The sequence below is a fragment of the Tsukamurella soli genome (genome assembly GCF_039541155.1).
Classification (GTDB): domain Bacteria; phylum Actinomycetota; class Actinomycetes; order Mycobacteriales; family Mycobacteriaceae; genus Tsukamurella; species Tsukamurella soli.
On sequence record NZ_BAABFR010000023.1, the window covers coordinates 35,361 to 60,601 of the forward strand.

Below are 25,241 nucleotides of genomic sequence, written 5' to 3' on the forward strand. Positions count from 1 at the left end.
GCGCCAGGCCGCAGACTCGTCTCGGTCCCGCGAACGCAGGCGCTATGTGGCGCTGCGCAGGCGCGCCACTGCGGAGCGGACTGCCTGGATGCCGGCGTCGATGGTCTCCGTCGACGTGGCGTACGAGAGCCGGAAGAACCCGTCGAGCCCGTAGGCGGAGCCCTGGATGACTGCCACGTGCGCCTCGTCGAGCAGGTACAGCGTGACGTCGAGGTCGGTCTCCAGCGTCGCCCCCGCCGGAGTGGTGCGGCCGAGCAGCCCCCGGCAGTCCACGAACAGATAGAACGCCCCGTCGGGCTCGATCGGCACGAGGCCCTCGATCCCGGCGAACCCCGCGAGGGCCCGGTCGCGCCGCGCCCGGTACACGGCCACGGTCTCGTCGATGAACGACTGGTCCCCGGTGAGCGCGGCCGTGGCGGCCGCCTGGGTGATCGACGACGGGCACGAGCTGGTCTGCGACTGGAGCAGGTTGATCGCCCGCACCACCGCCGGGTCGCCCACGGCGTAGCCGAGCCGCCAGCCCGTCATCGCATAGCTCTTCGAGACGCCGTTCACGGTGAGCACGCGGTCTCGGATCGACGGCGCGGCGGCCGCGAGACCGACGGATCCCGCGTCGCCGAAGGTGATCTCGTCGTAGATCTCGTCGGTGAGTACCCGGACGTGGGGATGCGCCGCGAGTACAGCGGCGAGCGCTAGGAGTTCGTCCCGGCTGTAGGTGACTCCCGTGGGGTTGCTCGGCGCGTTCAGTACCAGCCAGCGGGTGCGGTCGGTGATCGCGTCTGTCAGCTGCTGCGGAGTCAGCTTGTACCGGTCGGCAGCGGTGGTAGTGACGATGACGGGGGTGCCATCGTTCGCGAGCACCATATCCGGATACGACACCCAGTACGGTGCAGGGATGATCACCTCGTCACCGGGGTCGAGCGACGCCGTGAACGCAAGGTAGATCACCTGTTTGCCGCCCCCGCCGACGGTGATCTGCGAATCCTGGTACTCGACGCCGGTGGCCCGCAGCATCCGCTCGCGGATGGCGGCTCGCAGCTCCGGCGTGCCGTTGACGGGCGTGTACTTCGTCTCCCCGGCCTCGATCGCTGCGATCGCAGCGTCCTTGACGTTCCGCGGCGTGTCGAAGTCGGGCTCGCCGACCGTGAGGTCGATGACGGTGATGCCGGCCGCTACGAGCTCGCGCACCCGCGCGGCGGCCGCGGAACTCGGGGACTCACGGATCCGGCGTACCCGAGCGGCGGGCACGAACGGCACGCTCGTTCCGGTCTGCGCAGCCGTCATCGCCGCGGTCCCAGCCCGTGGTCGGGGTCGATGTCGTCGAGATCGGTGGTGATGCCCTTGGCGCGCAACACGTCGTGCAGGTTGCAGAGGTCGATCGTCGTCCCGCCGGCGCGGTACTGCTCGATGAGCGCGGCCTCGTTGTCGAACCGCGCCTTGGAGAGGCCGGTCACGATCTCGATCTCCTCGCGGCGCACGACCACGACACCGTCGGCGTCGCCGACCAGTGCGTCACCGGGGTACACCAGCTGCCCGCCGAACACGAGGGGCTGGTTGACCGGGCCCAGCGTCTCCTTCACGGTACCGGTGATGGACACGCTGCCCGAGAACACAGGAAGTCCCAGCGCGCGGAGGTCCTGCGTGTCGCGCACGCTGCTGTCGGTGACGACCGCGGCGATCCCCTTCGCCTTGCATGCGTTGCCGAGCACATCGCCGAAGATGCCGGCCTGCGCCAGCTCGCCGGCCGAGACCAGCAGGACGTCGCCGGGCTGCGCGTAGTGGATGGCCACCTGCAGCATGAGGTTGTCGCGGGGCGCGCAAACGACGGTGAACGCCGAGCCCACGAATCGCATGTCGCGATCGATCGGCTTGATGTGCGAGGCGATGGCGCCGCGACGTCCCTGCGCCTCGTGGATCGTGGCGCTCGAGAACTCGCCGAGCGCCGCGAGCGCCGCGCGGTCGGCGCGTTCGATGCGTGTGGTGACGTGCGGGGGGAAGGTGAGGGTGCGGTTGGTGTTGACGCTGCTGGTCATTCGCTTCTCCTGTCGAATGTCAGGCCGCCGGGGACCTGGAAGGTGGGCATGATCTCGATGAGGCCGATGTTGGCGTGGCGCGGCGCCTCGATCGCGAACTCGATGGAGCCCACGATGTCGTCGGTCGTGAGCGATTCGTAGCCTTCGTAGAAGGTCTCCCACGCCTGTTTCATCGCCTCGGGGGTGCCGCCCAGGTTGCGGCCGAAGATCTCGGTCTCCACCCGGCCGGGGCAGATCTCCGTGACCCGGATCCGCTTGCCGACGGTGTCGTTGCGGATCTGGCGCGAGATCTGGTGCACCGCAGCCTTGGTCGCGTGGTAGGCGGTGTGCCCGAAGAAGTTGTACAGGCCGGCGATGGACGAGATGTTGACGATGTGGCCGAGGTCTCGCTCGACCATCCCCGGTAGGAGGATGCGGGTGAGCTGTAGTACGGCGCGCAGGTTCACGTCCACCATGTCGTCGAGATCCGCTGCGGTCGCGGACAGTACGTTGCCCTGTCGGCTCACCCCGGCGTTGTTGACCAGTACGTCGATCGGCAGTCCCGCGAGCTCGGTCTCGACCGCCGCGGTGTCGCGCAGGTCGACGGCGTGCGGAATCGCGCCGGTCTTCTCGGCGAGCGCAGCGAGGCGGTCGGCGTTGCGCGCGACGGCGTGCACGGTGAGGCCGCGTTCGGTGAATCGCTGCACCGTGGCCTCCCCCATGCCGGTGGAGGCTCCCGTCACCAAGGCGGTTCTGTAGTCGGAGTAGGGCATTCGAGCCCTCCTTTCTGTTCGAGGATCTGAGGCGGACGGCCGGTGTGCGGCTGGTCCGCGGGTTTACTCGTTGCGGAGTGGCAGGTGCGCACTGTCGGTCACCGTCAGGACCGCGGCCAGGGTGCAGGCCGCCGTGATCACGGCGTAGAAGGCGGGCATGTACACGTTCCCGGTGGCGCTGATCAGCCAGGTCATCAGCAGCGGTGCGGTACCGCCGAACAGGGCCGACGAGATGTTGTAGCCGAGACCATAGGCGCTGTACCGGATCCGGGTGGGGAAGAGCTCGACGATCAGGATGTGCAGCACCGCGGTGTGACCGGCGAAGACGACAGCCATGATGCACGCACCGAGGATGGCGAGGTGCTCTCTGCCGGTGACCAGCAGGGCATAACAGGGGATGGCGGCGACTATCATGGCGACCGCAGACCACGCGATGACCCGCTTCCGACCGATCCGGTCGGAGAGCGCACCCATGATCGGGATGGCGATGCAGATGGCGACGAGGCTGCTTGCAGTGACCACCAGCGCCGTGCCCAGCGTGAAGCCGATCTTCTTGCCGTGCAGGAAGGTCGGCATGTACGTGAACAACACGTAGTATCCCGATCCGTTCATCATCGGGACGAACAGGGCGAGCAGCATCGCCCGTCGATGTCGGGAGCTCGAAAAGGCTTCCTTGAGCGGGTTCTTCGCGAGTCCGCCCTCCTGCTTCAGCTTCTGGAAGTTGGGGGTGTCGTCGAGAGAGCGGCGGATATACCAGCCGATCAGACCGAACGGCAGTGCCACCAGGAACGGGATCCGCCACGCCCACGTGCCGAACCCGCCGGCGTGGATCCTGGCTGCGGTGAGCCACGGAGACATCGCGTAGGCGAGCAGGGTGCCGACGAGGAGCGCCGCGAAGGAGGCGATCTGTGCGAGGCTGGTGTTGAATCCGCGACGACCCTCGGGGGAGTGCTCGGCGAGGAACGTCATCGCGCCGGCGGCCTCGCCACCCACCGAGAATCCCTGTACCACGCGGAGCAGGATCAGGAGGATGGGCGCGGCCACGCTGATCGCGGAGTAGGGCGGCAGGGCACCGACTCCCGCCGTGGCGATGCTGATCAGCAGGATCACGGCGACCAGCATCCGTTGTCGACCGTAGCGGTCACCGAGGACGCCGAATACCACCGCGCCGAAGGGCCGTACGAAGAACGAGATCGCGTAGCCGGAGAACACGAAGATCAGGGAACCGGTGCCCCCGTTCCCGGGTACGAACACGATGGCCAGCGCGGTGGCCATGAACCCGAAGATCCCGTTGTCGTACAGCTCGACGAAGATCCCGATACAGCCGGCGGTGAGGATCCGGATCTTGCTGGGAGCCGGTCTAGCCAGCGAATGGCGCTCTGCTACTGTGGGACACACGATTGTGACCTTTCGGATGTGGACGCAGAACGGTCGCCGGCTGCCAGGCACGAGAAGACCGTTGTGACATGAGTGCGGAGGGTGTCGAGCGCCGCGCGTCGAGCACGAGCGGCATTGCTCGCGTCGTGGAGGTCGACCTGTCGGAAGACCACCGTCTGGCCCGGGCGGACCTGCCCCAGGGTGTCGAGTGCGCATGATGTCGCCACGCCGAGCACGGGATAGCCGGCGGTGACGCCGCGGCCGCGGTGGAGGATCAGTAGTTCGTCGCCCGGGGGTACCTCGACGGCTCCGACGGGCACGCCTCGGGAGATCATCTCGGTGGATCGCACGCGTTCCGGCAGGTCGCCGGTCATCCGCAACCCGATGTGGTTGCTGTGCGGCGTCACCTGGAACCGGCCGTCGAACAGACGGTGGGCTGTTCCCTCGAAATCGGCGTCGTCCGGTCCGAGGATGACGTCGACCACCGCGGTCCCCGCCACCGACGGGCGTTTCGCCCGGAGGCGGACGACGTGACTCGCGAGGAACGGATTGGCGGCCAACCGCATGGCTCGGGGCGACGCCACCGTCGTACCCGGCGCGAGGAATGTGCCGAAGCCGATGACGGTGTCGGGAGCGCAGCTGCCGTACAGCCGCGGAACCTCGAGTCCGCCGTGTACGGCGATGTAGCAGCGGACCCCGGCGGTCATCGCCGACAGTCGCACCGTCTGGCCGGCCGAGACCGGAACAGGTTGCCATGCCGGACGTTCCAGGCCGTCGACGGTGATCCGGGTATCTGCTCCGGTGATCGCGATCACGGTGTCGGCGTCGACGTCGAACTCGAAGCCGAACGCGGTGACCTCGATGAGCGGGGTGTTGTCGGCGTTGCCGACCAGGATGTTCGCAGCGCGGGCCGAGTACTGGTCGAGGGCACCGTTGACGGGCAGCCCGGCCTGCGGACCGCGTACCCGCCCGAGGTCGGTGACCGCCGCCATCGATGCCTGCCGAATCGTCAGTCGGGTGCCCGTCATGTCTCCGCCTCGGCGGTGAGCGGCCGCCCACTGAGTGCTGCGAAGGTGTCGTCGTCGATCGGCTCGAACGACAGCGTGTCGCCCGGCGTGTACGGCACCATCGGCTCGCGGGTCATGTCGAGCAGGACCAACGGCGTGCGGCCGATGACACACCATCCGCCGGGCGCGGACGCGGGCGCGACGGTGGCCTGCCGACCGGCGAGCGACACGGCTCCCTGTCGAACGCTCGTACGGGGGCTGCGCAGGCGAGGCACACCGACCAGTGGGGCCGGGCAGTCGAGCATCGGCGACCCGCCGGGGGCACCGAGACAGCGAACGGTGTAGGGCTGCCGCGAGTGTGTGGCGACGACCTCCTCGACCGACAGCCCGGTGGTGCGCGCGACGTCCTCGAGGTCGGGGCCTACCTCGCCGCCGTACCGGACCGGGACCCGGAAGTGTTTGGGGCTCCGGCTGAGCGGGGCTGTGAGGTCGATCGTGGGCAGCAGAGCCGCGACGACCGCGGTCATCGCCTCGTCGCTCGTGACAGTGGGGTCCAACTCGATCAGAAGCGACTCGTAGGTGGGTACGGTGGTGACCAGGCCGTCGATTCCGGCGTCCCGCAGACGGCGCGAGAGATGGTGGACCAGAACCCAATCCGTCTCGCTGTCGCCCGTCGTGGCGATGACGCGTAGCGCGGACTCGCCGGTGCCGGCGATAGTGGCCCGGGGTGCGGTCGCTGCGTTCACGGACGGAGCTCGTCCGGGTCGAGCGGGGCGATGGTCACGCCGGCGTCCTCGAGGCGGGAGCGGATGAGACGGGACAGCTGTACCGCGGCCGGGTTGTCCCCGTGCAGCAGCACCGTGTCGGCCTCGATCGGGATCGCCACGCCGCCCATGCTCTCGATGACGCCCTCCCTCACCATCCGCACCGTCCGCGCGGCGATCTCGTCGGCGTCGTGGATGACCGCGCCAGGCTCGCTGCGGGGCACGAGGGTCCCGTCGTCCTGGTAGGCGCGGTCGGCGATGCCGACGATCGCCACGGCGAGCCCGGCGGCCCGCGCAGCATTCGCGAGCTCGCCGTCCTGGGCGAGCACGATGAGTCGAGGATCGATCCGTGAGACGGCGTCGACCACGGCCTCGGCGTAGTCGGCGCGGACCGCGACGAGGTTGCCCAGTCGGCCGTGCGGCGCGATGTGCGAGACCCGCGTCCCGTGGTACGCGGCGAACGCCGACAGTGCCCCGACCTGGTAGGCGATGTCGGTGCGCACCTCATGCGGCGTGAGATCCATTGCCCGGCGCCCGAATCCGACGAGATCGGGGAAGCTGGGGTGGGCGCCGACCGACACGCCGCGGCGGACGCAGCCGGCAACGGTGCGGTCCATGATCCGTGGGTCGCCCGCGTGGAAGCCGCATGCGACGTTCGCTGATGTCAGGACGTCCAGGAGCGCGTCGTCGTCACCCATCCGCCAGTCGCCGAAGCCCTCGCCCAAGTCGGCGACCAGGTCGATCCGTCGGGTCATCAGGTTCCTCTTTCTCGCCGATCGCTCGCGTACCGTGGCGATGTTGATATGAAATCGTAAGAGCGCAGTGACGGGATGCGCAGAGCTGGCAGAACATGTTGCCAAATCTGTGCCGCAATCGTGATATCTATGCTGTTCAAGCGCTATGATGTGTGCTCAGGCGAACGGCATATCGGCAATATTTTTGCCGTCCGGACGCCGGAGAAGAGGGTCTGTGGCGATTCCGGAGCGGCGGTCGAGGCGCCGCGTGACCATCACCGAGATCGCTGCCGCGTGCGGCGTCGCCCCCTCCACCGCCTCCCGCGCGCTGTCCAATCCCAACCGGGTCAGCGCGGAGATGTACGAGCGCATCTCGCGCAAGGCCACGGAGATGGGCTACGCGTCGGCGATGCTGCCGGTCACGCCGAAGGGGAGGGCACGCGGCACCATCGCGCTGGTCCTGCCGAACCTGACGAATCCGTACAACCTCGACCTCATCCGCGGCAGCCATGCCCAGGCGCGGGCCGCGGACTACCTGCATGTGCTGGTGAGTTCCGACGAGTCGGTGCACGCCGAAGGGGTCTGGCTGCGGGAACTCGCGCGCACCGTCGACGGCATCGTGATCTCGTCGCCGCGGTGCGACGACGCGGTCCTGCAGGCGGCCGCGGACACGGTGCCGATCGTGGTGGTCAACCGCGACGTACCGGGGCTGTCGGGGGTCGTGGTCGACACCGCCGCCGGGATGGCACAGGCCCTCGACTACCTCGTGTCGCTCGGGCACCGGTCGATCGCCTACGTCCGCGGGCCGGTCGGGTCCTGGACCGACCGCGCACGATTCGCCGCGCTCACCGAGGCGGCCGAGCGGCACGGCGTCGAACTGATCGCGGTGGGGGCCTACCTGCCGACGTTGTCCGCGGGTGCTGCCGCTTCCGACGCGGTGGTGCTGACCGGCGCCACCTCTGCGATCTTCTTCAACGACACCCTGGCGGTCGGCGCACTCGCGCGATTCCGCCAGCTCGGCGTCGACGTGCCCGAGCAGCTCAGCGTCGTCGGGTGTGACGACATCTTCGGCGCGTCCTTCTCGAACCCGCCGCTCACCACCGTGACCTCACCAGGGGAGCGCGCGGGGCACGACGCGACCGACCTGTTGATGAGCCGGTTCTCGTCACGGGACCGCTCCCGCCGCCTCGATCGCCTCGCGGCGCATCTGTCGGTCCGCGAGTCGACCGGCCCTGCACCCGGTTCGCGGTGAGGTCGGCCGACCGGACCTGTGCCGCCGGATCGGTACTGCCGAGTACGCCGAGCGAAAGCTAGGCTGATCGGGTCTATTCCCCGGGACGTACGAAGGGTGTCTTTGATGAGTGCTGTCGCGAACATCGGTGTCGTCGGTCTGGCGGTGATGGGGTCCAACCTGGCCCGCAACCTCGCCTCCCGCGAGGGCAACACCGTCGCCGTCTACAACCGCACGTACGCGCGGACGCAGGAGTTGCTCGAAGAGCACCCCGAGGCGGGGTTCGTCGCCAGTACGACCATCGACGACTTCGTCGCCTCACTCGCCAAGCCCCGCACCGCCATCATCATGGTGCAGGCGGGCAAGGGCACCGATGCGGTGATCGAGCAGCTCCGGGAGCGCTTCGAGCCGGGCGACATCATCGTCGACGGTGGCAACGCCAACTTCCACGACACCATCGAGCGCGAGGCGCGCATCGCACCGTCGGGCATCCACTTCGTCGGCACCGGTATCTCCGGCGGCGAGGAGGGGGCCCTCGACGGCCCGTCGATCATGCCCGGCGGCACCGCCGAGTCGTACGAGACCCTCGGCCCGATCCTCGCGTCCATCGCCGCTGTCGCCGAGGGTGAGCCGTGCGTGACGCACGTGGGCACCGACGGTGCCGGCCACTTCGTCAAGATGATCCACAACGGCATCGAGTACGCCGATATGGAGCTGATCGGCGAGGCGTACGACCTGCTGCGGCGCGTGGGTGGGCTGGAGCCGGCCGGGATCGCCGACGTCTTCACCGCGTGGAACGACGGGCCCCTGCAGAGCTATCTCATCGAGATCACCGCAGAGGTGTTGCGGCACACCGACGCCAAGACGGGCAAGCCGTTCATCGACATCGTCGTCGACGAGGCCGGCAGCAAGGGCACCGGCGTGTGGACCGTGCAGAACTCCCTCGACCTCGGCGTGCCCGTGGGCGGCGTCGCCGAGGCCGTGTTCGCGCGTGCGGTCTCGGGCAAGCGTGCGCAGCGCGACGCCGTGCGCGGTCTCGGGCTGGCGCGCCCGACAGCGACGGCCGCCCCGGAGGGGTTCGTCGACGACGTGGCGAAGGCGCTCTACGCGTCCAAGGTGGTCGCGTACGCGCAGGGCTTCGACGCGATCATCGCCGGTGCCGAGAAGTACGGGTGGAACATCGACAAGGGTGCGGTAGCCAAGATCTGGCGCGGCGGCTGCATCATCCGCGCGCAGTTCCTCAACGTGCTCGCCGACGCCTACGCCGCCAACCCGAACCTCGCGACCCTGCTGGAGGCGCCGTACTTCGCGCAGGCGATCGCCGACGGGCAGGAGGCGTGGCGCCGGGTGGTCGTGACCGCGACGCAGGCCGGCGTCCCGATCCCCGGGTTCTCGGCTGCGCTCAGCTACTTCGACTCCCTGTCGGCCGAGCGCCTGCCGGCCGCGCTCGTGCAGGGCCAGCGCGACTTCTTCGGCGCGCACACCTACCGCCGCGTCGACACCCCCGGACCCTTCCACACGCTGTGGTCGGGCGATCGCTCGGAGATCCAGACCGCCTGACCGGGCACGCCCCAACGAATGAAACAAGCTGTCCCCCATGGTTATCCATGGGGGACAGTGGTTTCTGTAGGGGATTCGACCCGCCGAACGGGGCTACGATATCGTTCCGGACGCGGCTGAGGCGGCGGTGACGGTGTCGCGCAGCCAGCGCTGGGCCGGATCGGCGTCGAGCCGGCTGTGCCAGCGAAGCCGGATCTCCACCTCGGGTAGGTCGGCCGCGATGGGGAACCAGCGCAGTCCCAGGGTGCGGTGGTAACGCTCGGCGAGCCGCTGTGGCACCAGGCCGACGATGTCGCTCGACGCGACGAGCAGTGCGGCCGAGGCGAAGTCGGGCACCACTGCCACGACCCGGCGGCGTAGCCCGGCCGCGGTGAGTGCATCGTCGAGGGGCCCGCGCGTGCGTCCCCGCCGGGAGGCCGACACGTGGGGGTGTCGACACAGCTGTGCCAGGGTGGGTCGGCGGTGTCGTCCCAATGGGCTGCCGGCCCGGACGATCCCGACGATGCGCTCGCGGTACAGGGGCGCCGTTCGGATATCGGGCGACGAGGCGTCGCCGGCGCCGACGTCCAGATCGACCGAGCCGTCGCGCAGTGCCTCCGCGCTCTCGGCGCCCTCCGGCACGAAGCGCAGCACGACACGGGGCGCGGCCGCCGCGGCCGCCTGTACCGCGGCGGCCGAGAGCGTCGCTGCGACACCGTCGTTGATGCGGATGGTGAAGGTCCGTTCGAGCGCCTCGACATCGAGCTCTCGGTCCGCCGTGATCAGGGCGGATGCCTCGTCGAGCAGCGACCGCACCCGCGGCGCGGTCCGCAGCGCGAACGGTGTCGGCGTCATCCCGCGACCGGCGCGGACGAGGATCGGGTCCCCCATGGCACGGCGGAGCCGGCCCAGGGCCCGGCTGGTCGCCGGGATGGAGAGGTGCAGCCGCTCGGACGCGGCGGTCACGCTGCCCTCCACCAGGAGTGCGTCGAACACCCGCAACAGGTTCAGGTCCAACTGGTCGGCCATGATTGCAGCGTACGCAATTATTTATTGTCGAAGTTGCGTGGCACGGCGGTCACCTACCGGCCTAGCGTCGAATCCATGCCTTTGAGAACACCATTCCTGTCCCGCGTGTCGGGCGCCGAGCCACGACCATCCGGGCCCCCGCACGACCTCCTCGCGGTCATGTGTGCGTGTGTCGTGCTCGTCGTGGGGATGGTCGCGGCCGTCAACCTCGCTGTCCCACTGCTGGCCTCCGACGCGCTCCGTCCCTCGTCGTCGGGGCTGGTCTGGATCGTCGACACCTACGTGATCGTTTTCGCCTGCCTCGTGATTCCGGGCGGCGGAGCGGGAGACCGGTTCGGCCGTAAGGGGGTGCTCCTCGGCGGGCTGGTGCTGTTCGCGATCGGCGCGCTCCTGTCCGCGGTGGCACCGAACATGGCCGTCCTGCTTGCCGCCCGTGCGCTCACCGGCATCGGCGCCGCGGCAGTGCTCCCCAACACCCTGGCCGTGCTCATCCACGCTGTGCCCGCCGAGCGGCGCGGCCCGGCCATCGCGACGTGGGCGTCGATGACGGGTATCGGCGGGGTGCTCGGAAACGTCGGCGGCGGTGTGGTTCTGGCCGCCGGCTCGTGGCGATGGTTGTTCGCCGCCGCGGCGCCACTGGCCTTGGGGCTTGCCGCTGTGGTCGCTCGCTGTGCCCCCGTGTCGGGCCGCGACGACCGGCGGATAGACGTCGCGGGCACCGTGTTGCTGGTCGGTGCCTCGATCGCGCTGCTGCTCGGCATCGTGCAGGGGCCCGATACGGGCTGGGGCAGTGCGGTGGTGATCGGCGGCTTCGTCTGCGCGGCGGTCTTGTTCGCGGCATGGGTCGTCGTCGAGACACTGACCGCGCAGCCGCTGCTCGACCCGCGCCTGTTCCGGATCCCGGCGCTGCGCGCAGCGTGCGTGGGGATGACCGCGATCTTCTTCGGGATGTTCGCGCTGTTCTATGTCAACGCGTCGTTCCTCCAGTACGCGAAGGGATTCGGGGTCCTCGAGACCGGCATCGGCATCATCCCGCTCACCGTGCCGATCATCGTGGGCGGACGAGACGTCGGCCGGGTCATCGGCCGGATCGGAGTCGACGCCACCGTCGCGCTGGCGTTCGGCTTCGTGGGGGTCGGGCTGCTGGGACTGTCGTGGAGCGGGACATCCACCCCGTACATCGGGTACGCGGCCTGGCTGCTCGTGACCGGTATCGGCGTGACCCTGGCGCTTCCGACGTTGTCGGCGACCATCTCCGGATCGCTGCCGCCGGCGCAGGCCGGTGTCGGCGCCGGGTTGCAGGCCACCACCCGCGAATTCGGCAGCGCTCTCGGTGTCGCGGTGATCGGTACCGTGCTCACCGCGCGCTTCGTCGCCGCGCTTCCGCCGGACGTCCGCGGCACGCACGCTCCGCACACCGTCGCCGGCGCACTGGCCGCCACGCCGGGGCATAGCACGGAGATCGTCGCCGCCTTCGTCACGGGCGCCGATGCGGGGCTGCGGGTGATCGCCGCCGCCGTGCTGGTGCTGGGCGCCCTGGCCACCGCGCGCGCCGTGGCGCGCCTGCGCAGGCCGGTGAGGTGACGCCCCGCAGCGGCCCGGGTCGACGTCGCCGACTGGCGGTGCTGCGCCCACCCCGACTGTGCTGCGGTCGGTGCGGAGGTCCGACGGGGCTACGTCGTCTCGCCTGGGGTTACGTCGTCTCGCCCCGGCCGAGTCGGTGGGGCGGCCAGCGTCCGGCATGTCGCGGCGACGGCCTCGGCGCCCACCGGGGCGGCGCGGTCGCCGTCGACCTCGGCGCGTGCGGCGGCCTGAGTCAATGGGCGATCATCTGTACGGTCCGATTCTGGTTCCTGTTGGATTCGGGCGCTCGTGCTCTCGCGTCGAGCGGTCGGGCGCTAGGGTGGATGCCATGGCGAGGTTCAGCCCCCTCGATTGGCCGGTGTTGCGACAGGTGCGGTCCGGCGACCTTCTGGGTCGCGGCCCGGCGGTGACGTCTGCGCATACCCGCGCGATGACGCCGCGCACCGCCACGGCCGACCGCGTCGTGCAGAGCGTGTGTCCCTTCTGTGCCGTCGGCTGCGGACAGAAGGTGTATGTCTCCGGCGAGCGCGTCGTCCAGATCGAGGGCGACCCGGACTCCCCGATCTCGCGCGGCCGGCTCTGCCCCAAGGGGGCCTCCAGCGAGCAACTCGTCAACAACCCGTTGCGGCAGACCAAGATCCGGTACCGCGCGCCCCACGCCACCGAGTGGCAGGACCTCGACCGCGACACCGCGATCGACATGATCGCGGACCGGTTCGTCGAGGCCCGGCGCAACGCCTGGCAGGACTGTGACTCGAAGGGGCGCATCCTGCGGCGCACGATGGGTATCGCGTCGCTGGGCGGCGCCACGCTGGACAACGAAGAGAACTACGTCATCAAGAAGCTGTTCACCGCTGCGGGTGCCATCCAGATCGAGAACCAGGCGCGTATATGACACTCCGCCACGGTTCCCAGTCTGGGAGCCTCCTTCGGTCGCGGCGGGGCGACGCAATCCCTCCAGGACATGGCGAATGCGGACTGCATAGTGCTCATGGGCGGCAACATGGCCGAGGCGCACCCCGTCGGGTTCCAATGGGTCGCTGAGGCGAAGCTGCGCGGCGCGCGGGTGATCCACGTCGACCCGCGGTTCACGCGGACGTCGGCGGTGGCCGACCGGCACATCCCGATCCGCGTCGGCTCCGATGTGGTGTTGCTCGGTGGCCTGATCAACTACGTGCTGAGCAACGACCTGGACTTCCGGGAGTACGTCGTCGCGTACACGAACGCGGCGACGCTGATCAACGAGGGCTATCGGGACACCGAGGATCTCGGCGGGCTGTTCTCCGGTTTCGATCCGGAGACCGGCCACTACGACCCGGCGACTTGGGCGTACGAGCATCCCGAGGGTGGCGCGGTCGATCCGCCCGGGGGCGCCGAACACGGGAGTAGTGCGTCGGCGCGCGCAGCGGGCGATGAACACGGTTCAGGTGGTCCGGTTCTGGACGCGTCCGAGACGGTGCGTGATGAGACGCTGCAGCACCCCCGCACGGTGTTTCAGATCCTCAAACGGCATTTCGCTCGGTACACCCCGGAGATGGTGCGGGAGATGTGCGGCATCGGACTCGACGATTTCGAGTACTTGGCGAGATCGATCACCGAGAACTCGGGCCGCGAACGGACGACGTGCTTCGGGTACGCCACTGGCTGGACCCAGCACACGCTCGGTGCGCAGTTCATCCGGACCTCCGCGATTCTGCAGCTGCTGCTGGGCAACGTCGGCCGTCCCGGCAGCGGGATCATGGCGCTGCGCGGACACGCCAGTATCCAGGGCTCGACCGATATCCCGACGCTGTTCAACCTGCTGCCGGGCTATCTGCCGATGCCGTCCGTCGGCCGCCACGACACGCTGGCCGACTATCTCGCCGCCGTGGGATCGAAGAAGCAGAAGGGGTACTGGGCGTACGCCGACGCGTACATGGTGAGCCTGCTCAAGGCATGGTTCGGTGATGCGGCGACGGCCGAGAACGACTACTGCTACGACTACCTGCCGCGACTCGACGGCCCGGCTGGGACGTACCAGACCACCGTGGACATGCTCGACGGCAAGGTCGCAGGCTACTTCGTCCTCGGCCAGAACCCCGCCGTGGGTTCCGCCAACGGGCGCCAGCAACGCCTGGCCATGTCCAAGCTGAAGTGGCTCGTGGTGCGCGACCTCAACATGATCGAGTCGGCGACCTGGTGGAAGGAGGGACCCGAGATCGAGTCGGGCGAGTTGCGCACCGAGGACATCGGCACCGAGGTCTTCTTCATGCCGGCCGCCACGCATGTGGAGAAGGCGGGATCGTTCACGCAGACCCAGCGCATGGTCCAGTGGCGGCACCAGGCTGTGGCACCACCGGGACAGGCGCAGAGCGAACTCGACTTCTTCTACGAACTGGGCAAGCGGATCCGGGAGCGGCTCGCCGATTCGACCGACGAGCGCGACCGGCCGCTCCTCGACATGACGTGGGACTACCCGCCCGATGCACACGGCAACCCCGACCCCGAGGCCGTGCTGTCCGAGATCAATGGGTACTACGTGACCGGGCCCGACGCGGGTCGGAACCTCACGTCGTACACGCAGATGAAGGCCGACGGCTCCACCGCCGGCGGCTGCTGGATCTACACGGGCGTCTACGCAGGCGCCGTCAACCAGGCCGCGCGGCGTACCCCGCAGGGCGGTCCCGGGCTCACCCAGTCGGATTGGGGCTGGGTGTGGCCGGCGGACCGGCGCATCCTGTACAACCGCGCCTCCGCGGACCCGGAGGGCAGGCCCTGGAGCGAGCGCAAGAAGTACATGTGGTGGGACGAGACCGCGGGGCGTTGGGCGGGGCCGGACGTGCCCGACTTCCCGGTCGACCGGGCACCGTCGGCGCGCCCGGATCCCAAGCTGGGCGGCGCCGAGGCGCTCGCGGGTGACGACCCGTTCATCATGCAGTCGGACGGGAAGGCCTGGTTGTTCGCGCCGTCGGGCCTCGTGGACGGCCCGCTGCCGGCCCACTACGAGGCGCAGGAGTCCCCGGTGGCCAATGCGCTGTACCCGCAGCAGCAGGCGCCGGCGCGGGTGATGTTCGCGCGTGAGGACAATCTCGACGCGCCGAGCGCGGGCCAGCCCGGAGCCGACGTCTACCCGTACGTCTTCACGACCTACCGCCTCACCGAGCACCACACCGCGGGTGGCATGAGCCGGTGGTCGCCGTACCTCGCCGAGCTGCAGCCCGAGATGTTCTGTGAGGTCTCGCGCGAGCTGGCCGCAGCACGGGGGCTGGAGAACGAGGGGTGGGCCACCATCGTGTCGCCGCGCGCCGCGATCGAGGCCCGGGTGTTGGTGACCGACCGCTTGAAGACACTGCGGATCAACGGCCGCGACGTGCATCAGGTGGGACTGCCGTACCACTGGGGCCAGGGCACCGATGCGGTGGTGAGCGGCGACGCGGTGAACGACCTGATCGGCGTGACGCTGGACCCGAACACCCAGATCCAGGAGTCCAAGGTCGGATCGTGCGACGTGATCGCGGGCCGTCGGCCGCAGGGCGCGGCCCTCCTCGACCTCGTCCGTGCGTACCAGGAGCGGTCGGGTGCGACGATCGAGACGGACAACATCCGGATCACCGACCCGGGTAGGGAGGGCATCGAGCCGGACCCGGCGAAGGACGATCCCGGCGGCGAGGGTTTCACGCGATGGTGAGCCGGTAGCAACGAACCGGTAGGAATGGATCACGAGGAATGAGCGCGATGAGCACGAGGAGGTATCGATGGGCCAGCTGACCGGTCCGACCGATCCGAGCGCCGACGCGCACTGGGAGGTCCACCGCCACCGCAAGGGCTTCTTCACCGACACGTCGATCTGCATCGGCTGCAAGGCGTGCGAGGTCGCGTGCAAGGAGTGGAACCAGAACCCGCGGGACGGCGACCTCGAGCTCACCGGGATGTCGTATGACAACACCGTCGCGCTCGGCGCCAGCACCTGGCGGCACGTGGCGTTCATCGAGCAGGACCGCGAGCGGATCGAGGAGGCCCGCGAGTCCGGGCGGAGGCTGGTCGGGCTCGGCATGCCGGCGGTGGGTGCGCCGGCCCGCACGCCGTCGTCCGTCCCCGCGGCGCCCGTCCCCGCGGCGGTAGGCGGCGAGGCCGGCCCGGCACCGTCGGCACCGGATCCGCTCGCCTACCCGCGCAACGGGGCGGCGTCGGGTGCGATAGGTCCCGACACCACCCCGCCGGACACTCCGGAGTTCCGGTGGCTGATGTCGTCCGACGTATGCAAGCACTGCACCCACGCAGGCTGCCTGGACGTGTGCCCGACCGGAGCGATGATGCGGACGGAGTTCGGCACCGTCGTCGTGCAGGCCGACGTGTGCAACGGATGTGGAACGTGCGTGGCGGGCTGCCCGTTCGGGGTGGTCCAGCGGCGCAGCGACGGAACGGCCGCACCCACAGTCCGTGCTGGGCAGCGCAAGGGCGAGCAGCCGCCGATCACGAAACGTGGTGTGGCACAGAAGTGCACGCTCTGCTACGACCGGCTCGTGGACGACGAGACACCGGCCTGCGCCAAGACCTGCCCCACCACGTCGATCAAGTTCGGCGACCACGACGACCTGGTGGTGTCTGCGCAGGAGCGGGTGGCCCTGCTGCACGCGCAGGGCATGACCGAGGCGCGGCTCTATGGGGCCAACTCCAACGACGGTGTCGGCGGGACCGGCTCTGTGTTCCTGCTGCTGGACGAGCCCGAGGTGTACGGGCTGCCGCCCGACCCCCGGGTGTGCACCGCCGACCTGATGACGATGTACAAGCGTGCGGGCGTCGCCGCAGCGGGAATGGTTGCGGCGGCGGCGGTCTCGTTCATCGGAACCTCGTTCCGCCGGGGCCGACGGTGACCGGCGCGCACGGGGTGGACGGGAGGCTCGCGTGACGCACTCCGATTTCGACGAGGTCCGGCCTCCCGAGCCGCCGCGCCGGCGACGGTGGCGGAAGAACGCACCGCAGCGCCGCCCGGGCAGCGGTGGGCGCGAGGAACTGATGGTGCCCGAGGCGGAGTTCGTCTCGTACTACGGCCGGCCGATAGTCAAGCCGCCGCCGTGGGAGTGGCCCGTCGCTGCGTACCTGTTCCTCGGCGGTGTGGCCGGCGGCTCGGGCCTGCTGGCGGCGGGAGCGCAGCTGACCGGACGGAAGACGTTGCGGCGCAACACCCGTCTGGCTGCGCTCGGCGCCGTGGGGCTGGGCGCGGTAGCGCTCGTGATCGACCTCGGCAAACCGGAGCGCTTCATCAACATGATGCGGGTGTTCAAGGTGACCTCGCCGATGAGCATGGGCTCGTGGATCCTGTCGGCCTACAGCGGCGGGATCGGCATCGCCGCCGCCGCCGAGGTCGACCGACTGCTCGGCGAGCGCCTACCGCTCGGCCCGCTTCGCAAGGTGCTGCACCTCGTCGAGGGCCCGGCGGGGCTGGGCGGGGCCGTGTTCGCGGCGCCGCTCGCGGTGTACACGGCGGTCCTGCTGTCGGACACCGCCGTCCCCACCTGGAACGGCGCGCACCGGGACCTGCCGTTCGTGTTCGTCTGCTCGGCGTCGCTGGCGTCGGGCGGATTGGCGATGGTCACCACCCCGACGTCGGAGACCGGGCCGGCGCGGGTGTTCGCGGTGGCCGGGGTGATGGGCGACCTCGCGGCCGTGAAGTACATGGAGTCGCGGATGGACCCCACGCTGGTGGAGCCGCTGCACCACGGCACCGCCGGCAAGCTGCTCGAGTGGAGCGAGCGACTCGCCGTCGTGGGCGGGCTCGGCGCGCTGCTGGGCGGGCGTCACCGGCCGGTTGCGATCGCCTCCGGTCTGTCGCTGCTGACCGCGTCCGCCTTCACCCGGTTCGGCGTGTTCGAGGCCGGTCTGGAATCCACGAAGGACCCGAAGTACGTCGTCGAGCCGCAGAAGCGCCGCCTGGCCGCGCGCCGCGCCGCCGGGATCACCGGGGACTCGATCACGACCGGCCCCGACGCCTGAACATGTGCACCCTTCCGTCGCCGCCGCCCCCGACCCCAACATGTGCACCGTTCCGTCGCCGCAGGTCAGAGCGCTGGTCGACGGAAGGGTGCACATGGTGGGGCGACGGAACGGTGCACATGTTCAGCGGATGGTGACGGTGCCGGGATCGTCCGTCGGGAGAGCCGTGAGGTGGCCGATCACCGGATAGCCGGGCACCTCACCCGCCACCAGCAGGCCGCCGGAGGTCTGAGCGTCGGCGAGCAGCAGCAGGATGTCCTCGCCGACACCGTCGGCGGGGCGCAGGTGCGGCGCCACCCAGTCCAGGTTGCGCCGTGTCCCCCCGGAGACGAAGCCGTCGCGCAGCGCCTCGAGCGCACCGTCGACGACGGGGACGGCGGCCGCGTCCAGCACCGCGCCCACCCCGGATGCGCGGCACATCTTGTACAGGTGCCCGAGCAGCCCGAAACCGGTGACGTCGGTGGCGGCGCGCGCGCCCGCGGCGAGCGCGGCCTCAGCGGCGTCGCGGTTGAGCCGGGTCATGGTGTCGATCGCGGCGGGGAACACCTCGCCGGTGCTCTTATGTCGGTTGTTCAGCAACCCGACGCCGATCGGCTTCGTCAGCGTGATCGGCAGTCCGGCGGCCGCAGAATCGTTGCGCAGCAACCGATCCGGGTGTGCGATGCCGGTCACGGCCATGCCGTACTTGGGCTCGGGATCGTCGATCGAGTGGCCGCCGATCACCGGACAGCCCGCCTCGCTCGCCACGGCCAGTCCGCCGCGTAGCACCTCGGTCATCAGCTCCATCGGCAGCGTGTCGCGGGGCCAGCCGACCAGGTTGATCGCCACGACGGGGCGGCCGCCCATCGCGTACACGTCGGACAGCGCGTTGGCCGCGGCGATCCGACCCCAGTCGTAGGCGTCGTCCACCACCGGGGTGAAGAAGTCGGCGGTGGACAGCACGGCGATCTCATCGGTGAGCCGGATCGCGGCGGCGTCGTCACCGTCGTCCAGCCCCACCAGCACGTCCGGTCCGGCCTGACCCGTGAGTCCGCGCACGGCCTCCTCGAGCTCGCCCGGCGGGATCTTGCAGGCACAGCCGCCGCCGTGCGCGTAGCCCGTGAGGCGGATGCTTCCCATCGTGTCGGTCACCCGACTGAGCGTAGCCCCGACCAGGCGCAGGCGGCAGTCACGCCGGTCGCCACATGGCCCAGAGCGGCGGGCCGCCGTCGATGGTGATCTCGCCGGTCACCGCGAAACCGACCCGTTCGTACAGCGGTATGTTCGCGCGGTTGCTGCTCTCCAGGTAGGCGGGGCCGTCGATGCGGTCGAGACCGTGGCGCAGCAGGGCGGTACCCACACCGCGGCCGTGCACGGCGGCGCCGATGGTGGACAGATACCAGTGCGGCTCGGCCGGCCGAGCCGCCTCGATCGCTGTGATCAGCCTGATTCCGCGGCCGATTCCCGTCCGCACCGTCACGCCGAGGCGCGGTAACGCGGTGAGCTGCTGCGCGACGGGTGGGGTGAAGCCGGGCGGGTCCCAGAACGCGGCGCCCACAGCGACACCGTCGTCGCGCAGGCGATGTGCCGTACCGGGCACGCCGTGCAGGGCGGAATAGAGGCCGCGGAACAGGATCGTGTCGCCTCGTACGGCGCCGCGTGGCCGTATCCAGCGCAGTACGGGGTCGTCGGCGAAGGCGCGAGCGACCACACGGCACGCCTCGTTCAGCGTCGCCCGGTTGACGTCGTGGATGATCCGCTGCGGTCCCACGGCACCGAGGCTACCCGCGGCGGCCGGGTTCCGATGCCGTGTCGCCCGCCCGTCGACTCGGGAGAGCCGCTAGGTTGGCACTCGGAGGTGTCTGGGTTCCTGGTGGGCCCCCCGGTCTTCAAAACCGGTGAGGTCGAGTATCTCGGCCTGGCGGGTTCGATTCCCGTCCACCTCCGCCATACGACGCGGCTGCCGGAGGAGGGCGGATGACGGACCCGAGGCGCGCGATCCCGCGCACCGACCGGCTGCTGGCGCTGCCCGCCGTCGAGCGCGCGCGGGAGCGGCTGGCGGAGAACGTGATCCGCGTGGTGATCGCCGAGGCGCAGGGCGCCGCGCGGCGCGGCGAGCTGGAGCCCGACGGTGTCGCCGCCCGGGTCGCCGCCGACCTGGCGACCCGTGGGTCGTCGACGCTGCGGCCGGTGCTCAACGCCACCGGCGTCGTCGTGCACACCAACCTCGGTCGCGCGCCCCTCTCGGCGGCGGCCGTCGACGCGCTGCTCGCCGCCTCCGGCTACGTGGACGTCGAGCTGGACCTGCGGACCGGCACCCGCTCGAAGCGCGGGCTGGGCGCTCGCGCCGCGCTGCTGGCGGCGTGCCCGGCGGCCGACGAGGCCCTCGTCGTCAACAACGGCGCCGCCGCGCTGGTACTGGCGACCACGGCGCTCGCGGCCGGGCGCGAGGTGGTCGTGAGCCGCGGCGAGCTGATCGAGATCGGCGCCGGTTTCCGACTGCCAGACCTGATCGCCTCGACCGGTGCGCGCCTGCGCGAGGTGGGCACCACCAACCGCACCCACCTGCGCGACTACGCCGATGCGATCGGCCCGGACACCGGGTGTCTGCTCAAGGTGCACCCCAGCAACTTCCGCGTCGAGGGCTTCACCTCCGGGGTGTCCGTCGCAGAACTCGCTCCGCTCGCCGCGGAGCGCGGTGTACCGCTGATCGTGGACCTCGGCAGCGGGTTGCTCGCGCCCGATCCGCTGCTACCCGACGAGCCCGACGCCGCGACCACGCTCGCCGCCGGCGCCGACGCGGTGACCGCCAGTGGCGACAAGCTGCTCGGCGGTCCGCAGGCGGGGATCCTGTTGGGGCGCAGCGAGATCGTGACGCGCCTCGCCCGGCACCCACTCGCCCGCGCTGTCCGCGCGGACAAGCTGGCGCTCGCCGCGCTGGAGGCCACCGTCACCGGCGCCGCGCCGCCGGTAACGGTGGCGCTGCATGCCGATCCGGCGCGGCTGCGGGAGCGCGTCGAGCGCCTCGCCGAGGCCGTGGACGGCACAGTCGTGGCCCACGACGGACGCGTCGGCGGCGGCGGGGCGCCCGGGGTTCCGTTGCCCGGCTGGGCCGTTCGACTTCCCGCCGCAGCGGCACCGCTGCTGCGGTCCGGCCACCCCGCGGTGCTGCCACGGGTGCACGACGGTGTCTGTCTCGTGGACCCGCGGTGCGTTCCCGAGTCGGAGGACGGGCGCCTGACGGCGGCGGTGGTGGCGGCGGTGGACCGGCTCTGATGGCCGGCACGGCAGGGTACGTGGTCGCGACGGCCGGGCACGTCGATCACGGCAAGAGCACGCTGGTGCGCGCGTTGACCGGCATGGAGCCCGACCGGTGGGCCGAGGAGCGTCGCCGCGGCCTCACCATCGATCTCGGATTCGCCTGGACCGCACTGCCGTCCGGGCGCGAAGTGGCGTTCGTGGACGTGCCCGGTCACGAGCGGTTTCTGGGAAACATGCTTGCGGGCCTCGGGCCGGCACCCGTGGTGTGCTTCGTGGTGGCCGCAGACGAGGGCTGGCGCGCGCAGTCGGCCGATCATCGGGATGCGGTGGCCGCGTTGGGGATCGAGCACGGGCTCATCGTGGTTTCTCGGGTCGACCGGGCGCCCGGCCGCGTGGCGGAGGTGCTCGCGCAGGTGCGGGAGGAACTGGCCGGCACCGGACTGGCAGACGCCCCAGCGGTCGCGGTGTCGGCGGTGGCCGGAACCGGTCTGGGCGAGCTGCGGTCGGCGCTCGACGGCGTGCTGGCCGCATTGCCCGTGCCGGACACATCGGGGCGTGTTCGGCTGTGGGTCGACCGGTCGTTCACGATCACCGGCGCCGGCACCGTGGTGACCGGCACGCTGACCGCGGGCACGCTCGCGGTCGGCGACGCGCTGGAGCTGGAGGGCCGGGGCGGCGTGCGCACCGTCACCGTCCGGGGACTGCAGAGCCACGGCCGCACGCACACGACGCTCGGCCCCGTGCGGCGGGTCGCGCTGAACCTGCGGGGGATACCTGCGGACGAGGTGCACCGCGGCGACGTGCTGGCGACGCCGGGCGGATGGGCGGTGACGGCGGCGGTGGACGTACGGCGGGTGTCGGGCGACATCGCCCACACGCCCGAGTGGCTGACGGTGCACGTGGGAACGGCGGCCGTGCCGGCGCGGCTGCGGCCGTTCGGCGACGACCACGCCCGCGTCATCCTGGGGCGCGCCCTTCCGTTGATCGCGGGTGATCGAGTCGTGTTGCGGGACCCGGGAACCCGTCGGATCGTGGGCGGCGCGATGATTCTCGACGCCGATCCACCGGTGTTGCGTCGCCGTGGCGACGGGGCACGTCGATCGTCCGCACTGGCGGCGCAGGACGGCGGCGACGCTCGCGTCGAGGTCACCCGGCGCGGCGCGGTCGAGCGGGAGCACCTGGTGCGCCTGGGGATCCCGGCCGATAGCCCACCCGACGGTGTGCGGTCCGTGGGGCGCTGGTGGGTGTCGGACGCCACGTTCGCGACGTGGCAGACCCGGCTCCGGACGGCCGTCATGGAGCTGCACGAGCGGGATCCGTTGGCGGCCGGGATGTCGCGCGGCGCCTGCGCGGACGTGCTCGACCTGCCGGACACGGCACTGCTCGACGACGTCGCCCGGGCAGCCGGACTCGAGTCCGAGGGTGGCGTGCTGTCGGTGCCCGGCCATCGCGACGTGCTGGGGCCGGCGGAGGGCGCGGTCGCGGAGCTCGAGCGTCGGCTCCGAGCGGAGCCGTTCGCGGCGCCGGAGGCGGACGAGCTCGCCGCACTGCGACTCGGTGCGCGTGAACTCGCCGCCGCCGAGCGGGCCGGCAGGATACTGCGCCTACGCGACGGTGTCGTGCTGCTCCCGACTGCGCCCGCGCTCGCGATGCGCGAACTCGCCAGCCTGCCACAGCCGTTCACCACGAGCGCCGCGCGGCAGGCACTCGGCACCACGCGGCGCGTGGCGATCCCGTTGCTCGAGCACCTCGACTCCCGCGGATGGACCCGCCGCATCGATGGCGGGCACCGGGAGGTGACGCGGCGCTGAGCTGACCGGCCGAGCGACGGAACGGTGCACATGTTGGGTCCGGCGAATCCGCGGTGTCGACGAAAGGGTGCACATGTCGGGTCAGGCGGATATCGGGTGCGCGCGGTAGAACTCGACGTGCGCGCGGGCGGCGGCCGCCCAGGTGAGCGACCGGGCGAGCGTGCGACCCGCGGCGGTGCGGACGGGATCGGGTGTCAGTGCGTCGGCCAGCCGGGCGGCGAGGGCGGGCACGTCGGCGGCGTAGGTGACGGTGTCGCCGAACACCTCTCGCAGAATCGGCAGGTCGCGGGCGACCACCGGCCGACCCGCGGCGAGTGCCTCCATCGCCGCGAGGCCGAACCCCTCCTTGGTGGAGGGGAACGCGAAGGCGTCGCAGCCGGCGACCAAGCTCGGCAGCTCCTCCTCGGCGACCGGACCCAGCACCACCGGTTCGAGGTCGAGTTCCGCGCGGATGCGCTCGAACTCGGCGCGGTAGTCACGGTAGTCGAACAGAGTCTCGCCGCCGGCGAAGACCAGCCGCAGCTCGGGATGCCCGCGACGGAACAGACCGTACGCGGCCAGCAGATCGATGCTGCCCTTGCGGGGCTCGATCCCGCCCACGGCCAGGACGTACCGGCCGAGGCGGTCCCGCCACCGTCGGCGCCCGGCCGTGCCTTCGTCCGACGCCGCGGCCTCGAACCGCTGTGCTGCAACACCGTTGGGGATCACGGCGGGAGTGGATCCCCATCCCGCGCGCACCTCGTCGGCGACGGCCTGCGATACGCAGATGCGTGCGTACGGCGTGACGACGGCCTTCTCGTGGCACTCGACCAGCACGGGGGTGGTGAACTGGTCGAGGTGGTGGATGGTGCGGATGCATCGCCCGACGGCGTTGGCGCTGATGCAGTCCTGGGCGTGCACGATGTCGTACTCGGCCGGTGTGAAGTACGTCCGGAGCGTGTCGATCGACCGGACGATCCGCTCGGTGACGGACTCGTGCTCGCGGTCGGGGAAGGGCACGAGCCGTTGGTGCACACGGGGATCGACGGCGCGGAAGAAGCCGCCGTCGCCGCCCCGCGCCAGAGACCAGACGGCGACGTCCACCCCCAGGTCGGCCAGCGCCTCGGCCAGGTTGAGCGTGTGCACCACCCCGCCGCGCGGTCTGGTGGAGTAGGTCAGCAGGGCGACGCGCATGCGCTCGCCTCCTTCGTGAGTGTCTGTGCGGCAGACGGTTACGTGTGGCCAGACGGTGCCGCGGCCCGGTAGGCATCCGGGCGCAGCTCATGCAGGTGGTCGAGAACCCTACGGGCGCGGTCGATCTCGCCGTCGGCGTCGACGGTGGCGGTGGCCAGCCCGCCCTTGGAGCGGGTGGTCGCGAGTATGTCGCCGCCCGGCCCGACCACCTTGGCCTGTCCGAGGAACCGCAGCGATCCCATCACCCCGGTCTGGTTGGACGACACCAGGAACACCTGGTTCTCGGCGGCTCGGGCGCAGTCGTAGAGGTCGAACAGCCGGGACTGGCGGTCGGCGGGCAGCCGTGCCGCGCGGTCGGTGACGCTCGCCGGCCAGGCGTTCAGGGTGGCGATCACCCGGGCCCCGCCCAGCGCGAGCGCCCGCGCGGACTCCGGGAACGTCTTGTCGTAGTCGATCAGCATCCCGATCCGCCCGACCGGAGTATCGAACGCGCGGAACGCATCCCCCGCCGCGTATGCCAGGGACTCGCCCGCCGGCTGGTGCACCTTGCGATGCGTACCCAGTACTCCGTCACCGGACAGACACACCGCGGTGTTGTAGCGCAGGGTGCCCGCGGCCTCGGCGTAGCCGATGCACACGGTGACGTCACCCGCGGCCGCGATCAGTGCGGCGATCTCGGGCCCATCCGGGGCGAGGGTGGGCGGCAGGTCGTCCAGCGCGGGGTTGCGCAGGTCGCCGATGTACCCGCCGAGCGATGCGTCGGGGAACACCAGTAGTCCGACACCGTCGGCGCGGGCGGCCTCGATGATGCCGATCGCCTTCGCCACGCCGCGGTCGACATCGCGGCCGAAGTGGCCGGCCAGGGCGCCGAGGGTCACCGTCCGCATGTCTGCACCCTACCGAGGCCCGGCCCCCGTCGCACCGCGGTCACGCCGCCCCCAGCCCGGTCACGGCGGCCGCGACCGCCACCGTCGTCGCACCGTCGGGCCAGCGG

Annotated in this window: 20 protein-coding genes and 1 tRNA gene; 9 read left to right on the forward strand and 12 right to left on the reverse strand. The window is 70.8% G+C overall.

What is annotated here, in order from left to right; translation table 11 throughout:
- Positions 1-42: 42 nt before the first annotated feature.
- The 7 genes from ABD908_RS09540 to ABD908_RS09570 all read right to left on the reverse strand — a co-directional run bounded on the left by ABD908_RS09540 (position 43) and on the right by ABD908_RS09570 (position 6,688).
- The gene (locus ABD908_RS09540; protein WP_344994291.1) at positions 43-1,284 is read right to left on the reverse strand and encodes an aspartate transaminase; all 1,242 of its coding nucleotides are present in this window, start codon (positions 1,282-1,284) and stop codon (positions 43-45) included.
- The gene (locus ABD908_RS09545; RefSeq protein WP_344994294.1) at positions 1,281-2,033 is read right to left on the reverse strand and encodes a 4-carboxy-4-hydroxy-2-oxoadipate aldolase/oxaloacetate decarboxylase; all 753 of its coding nucleotides are present in this window, start codon (positions 2,031-2,033) and stop codon (positions 1,281-1,283) included. Before ABD908_RS09545 ends, ABD908_RS09540 begins: the two co-directional genes overlap by 4 nt.
- The gene (locus ABD908_RS09550) at positions 2,030-2,785 is read right to left on the reverse strand and encodes an SDR family oxidoreductase (protein WP_344994297.1); all 756 of its coding nucleotides are present in this window, start codon (positions 2,783-2,785) and stop codon (positions 2,030-2,032) included. The genes ABD908_RS09545 and ABD908_RS09550 overlap by 4 nt, the downstream gene beginning before the upstream one ends.
- A 63-nt stretch (positions 2,786-2,848) precedes the next feature.
- Positions 2,849-4,183: an MFS transporter gene (locus ABD908_RS09555; protein WP_344994300.1), complete on the reverse strand. Its 1,335-nt coding sequence runs from the start codon at positions 4,181-4,183 to the stop codon at positions 2,849-2,851.
- A complete protein-coding gene (locus ABD908_RS09560) occupies positions 4,168-5,190 on the reverse strand; it encodes a 5-oxoprolinase subunit C family protein (RefSeq protein ID WP_344994303.1) in 1,023 nt (340 codons plus the stop codon). The genes ABD908_RS09555 and ABD908_RS09560 overlap by 16 nt, the downstream gene beginning before the upstream one ends.
- Positions 5,187-5,915 carry a 5-oxoprolinase subunit B family protein gene (locus ABD908_RS09565; protein ID WP_344994306.1) on the reverse strand — a complete coding sequence of 243 codons (729 nt, stop codon included), beginning with the start codon at positions 5,913-5,915 and terminating at the stop codon, positions 5,187-5,189. Before ABD908_RS09565 ends, ABD908_RS09560 begins: the two co-directional genes overlap by 4 nt.
- Positions 5,912-6,688, reverse strand: a complete 777-nt coding sequence (locus ABD908_RS09570) for a LamB/YcsF family protein (RefSeq protein ID WP_344994309.1) — start codon at positions 6,686-6,688, stop codon at positions 5,912-5,914. The genes ABD908_RS09565 and ABD908_RS09570 overlap by 4 nt, the downstream gene beginning before the upstream one ends.
- Positions 6,689-6,935: 247 nt before the next feature.
- On the opposite strand from ABD908_RS09570, the gene ABD908_RS09575 reads away from it, so the two are divergent.
- Both ABD908_RS09575 and gndA read left to right on the forward strand, forming a co-directional pair.
- Complete coding sequence (locus tag ABD908_RS09575) at positions 6,936-7,919, forward strand: LacI family DNA-binding transcriptional regulator (protein WP_344994312.1); 984 nt, start codon at positions 6,936-6,938, stop codon at positions 7,917-7,919.
- A 105-nt stretch (positions 7,920-8,024) separates the two neighbouring features.
- Positions 8,025-9,458, forward strand: a complete 1,434-nt coding sequence (gndA, locus tag ABD908_RS09580; protein ID WP_344994314.1) for an NADP-dependent phosphogluconate dehydrogenase — start codon at positions 8,025-8,027, stop codon at positions 9,456-9,458.
- A gap of 93 nt (positions 9,459-9,551) precedes the next feature.
- Here gndA and ABD908_RS09585 read toward each other — a convergent pair whose 3' ends face one another.
- Entirely contained in the window at positions 9,552-10,466 is a 915-nt protein-coding gene (locus ABD908_RS09585) for a LysR family transcriptional regulator (RefSeq protein WP_344994317.1), read from the reverse strand.
- A 75-nt stretch (positions 10,467-10,541) separates the two neighbouring features.
- Between ABD908_RS09585 and ABD908_RS09590 the strand changes: the two genes are divergently transcribed.
- From ABD908_RS09590 to nrfD, 4 genes are all read left to right on the forward strand, one after another.
- Entirely contained in the window at positions 10,542-12,050 is a 1,509-nt protein-coding gene (locus tag ABD908_RS09590; RefSeq protein WP_344994320.1) for an MFS transporter, read from the forward strand.
- Positions 12,051-12,378: 328 nt separating this feature from the next.
- The gene (gene fdh / locus ABD908_RS09595; RefSeq protein ID WP_344994323.1) at positions 12,379-15,717 is read left to right on the forward strand and encodes a formate dehydrogenase; all 3,339 of its coding nucleotides are present in this window, start codon (positions 12,379-12,381) and stop codon (positions 15,715-15,717) included.
- Positions 15,718-15,784: 67 nt separating this feature from the next.
- Entirely contained in the window at positions 15,785-16,903 is a 1,119-nt protein-coding gene (locus tag ABD908_RS09600; RefSeq protein ID WP_344994326.1) for a 4Fe-4S dicluster domain-containing protein, read from the forward strand.
- A gap of 31 nt (positions 16,904-16,934) precedes the next feature.
- Positions 16,935-18,023: an NrfD/PsrC family molybdoenzyme membrane anchor subunit gene (nrfD, locus tag ABD908_RS09605; protein ID WP_344994329.1), complete on the forward strand. Its 1,089-nt coding sequence runs from the start codon at positions 16,935-16,937 to the stop codon at positions 18,021-18,023.
- Positions 18,024-18,146: 123 nt separating this feature from the next.
- On the opposite strand, the gene selD is transcribed toward nrfD, so the two are convergent.
- Both selD and ABD908_RS09615 read right to left on the reverse strand, forming a co-directional pair.
- Positions 18,147-19,142 (reverse strand): selenide, water dikinase SelD, encoded by a 996-nt coding sequence (selD, locus tag ABD908_RS09610; RefSeq protein ID WP_344994358.1) that lies wholly within the window; start codon positions 19,140-19,142, stop codon positions 18,147-18,149.
- Between the two features lie 49 nt (positions 19,143-19,191).
- The gene (locus ABD908_RS09615) at positions 19,192-19,773 is read right to left on the reverse strand and encodes a GNAT family N-acetyltransferase (protein WP_344994332.1); all 582 of its coding nucleotides are present in this window, start codon (positions 19,771-19,773) and stop codon (positions 19,192-19,194) included.
- 83 nt (positions 19,774-19,856) lie between these two features.
- Here ABD908_RS09615 and ABD908_RS09620 point away from each other — a divergent pair.
- The 3 genes from ABD908_RS09620 (at position 19,857) to selB (ending at position 23,074) form a co-directional block, all read left to right on the forward strand.
- Positions 19,857-19,952 (forward strand) — tRNA-Sec (locus ABD908_RS09620).
- Between the two features lie 27 nt (positions 19,953-19,979).
- Positions 19,980-21,278 (forward strand): L-seryl-tRNA(Sec) selenium transferase, encoded by a 1,299-nt coding sequence (gene selA / locus ABD908_RS09625; protein WP_344994335.1) that lies wholly within the window; start codon positions 19,980-19,982, stop codon positions 21,276-21,278.
- Positions 21,278-23,074 (forward strand): selenocysteine-specific translation elongation factor, encoded by a 1,797-nt coding sequence (selB, locus tag ABD908_RS09630; protein WP_344994338.1) that lies wholly within the window; start codon positions 21,278-21,280, stop codon positions 23,072-23,074. Before selA ends, selB begins: the two co-directional genes overlap by 1 nt.
- Before the next feature lie 81 nt (positions 23,075-23,155).
- Here selB and ABD908_RS09635 read toward each other — a convergent pair whose 3' ends face one another.
- Both ABD908_RS09635 and ABD908_RS09640 read right to left on the reverse strand, forming a co-directional pair.
- Positions 23,156-24,247 carry an MSMEG_0565 family glycosyltransferase gene (locus ABD908_RS09635; RefSeq protein ID WP_344994341.1) on the reverse strand — a complete coding sequence of 364 codons (1,092 nt, stop codon included), beginning with the start codon at positions 24,245-24,247 and terminating at the stop codon, positions 23,156-23,158.
- 38 nt (positions 24,248-24,285) lie between these two features.
- Positions 24,286-25,134, reverse strand: a complete 849-nt coding sequence (locus tag ABD908_RS09640; RefSeq protein ID WP_344994343.1) for a carbon-nitrogen hydrolase family protein — start codon at positions 25,132-25,134, stop codon at positions 24,286-24,288.
- Positions 25,135-25,241: the final 107 nt, after the last annotated feature.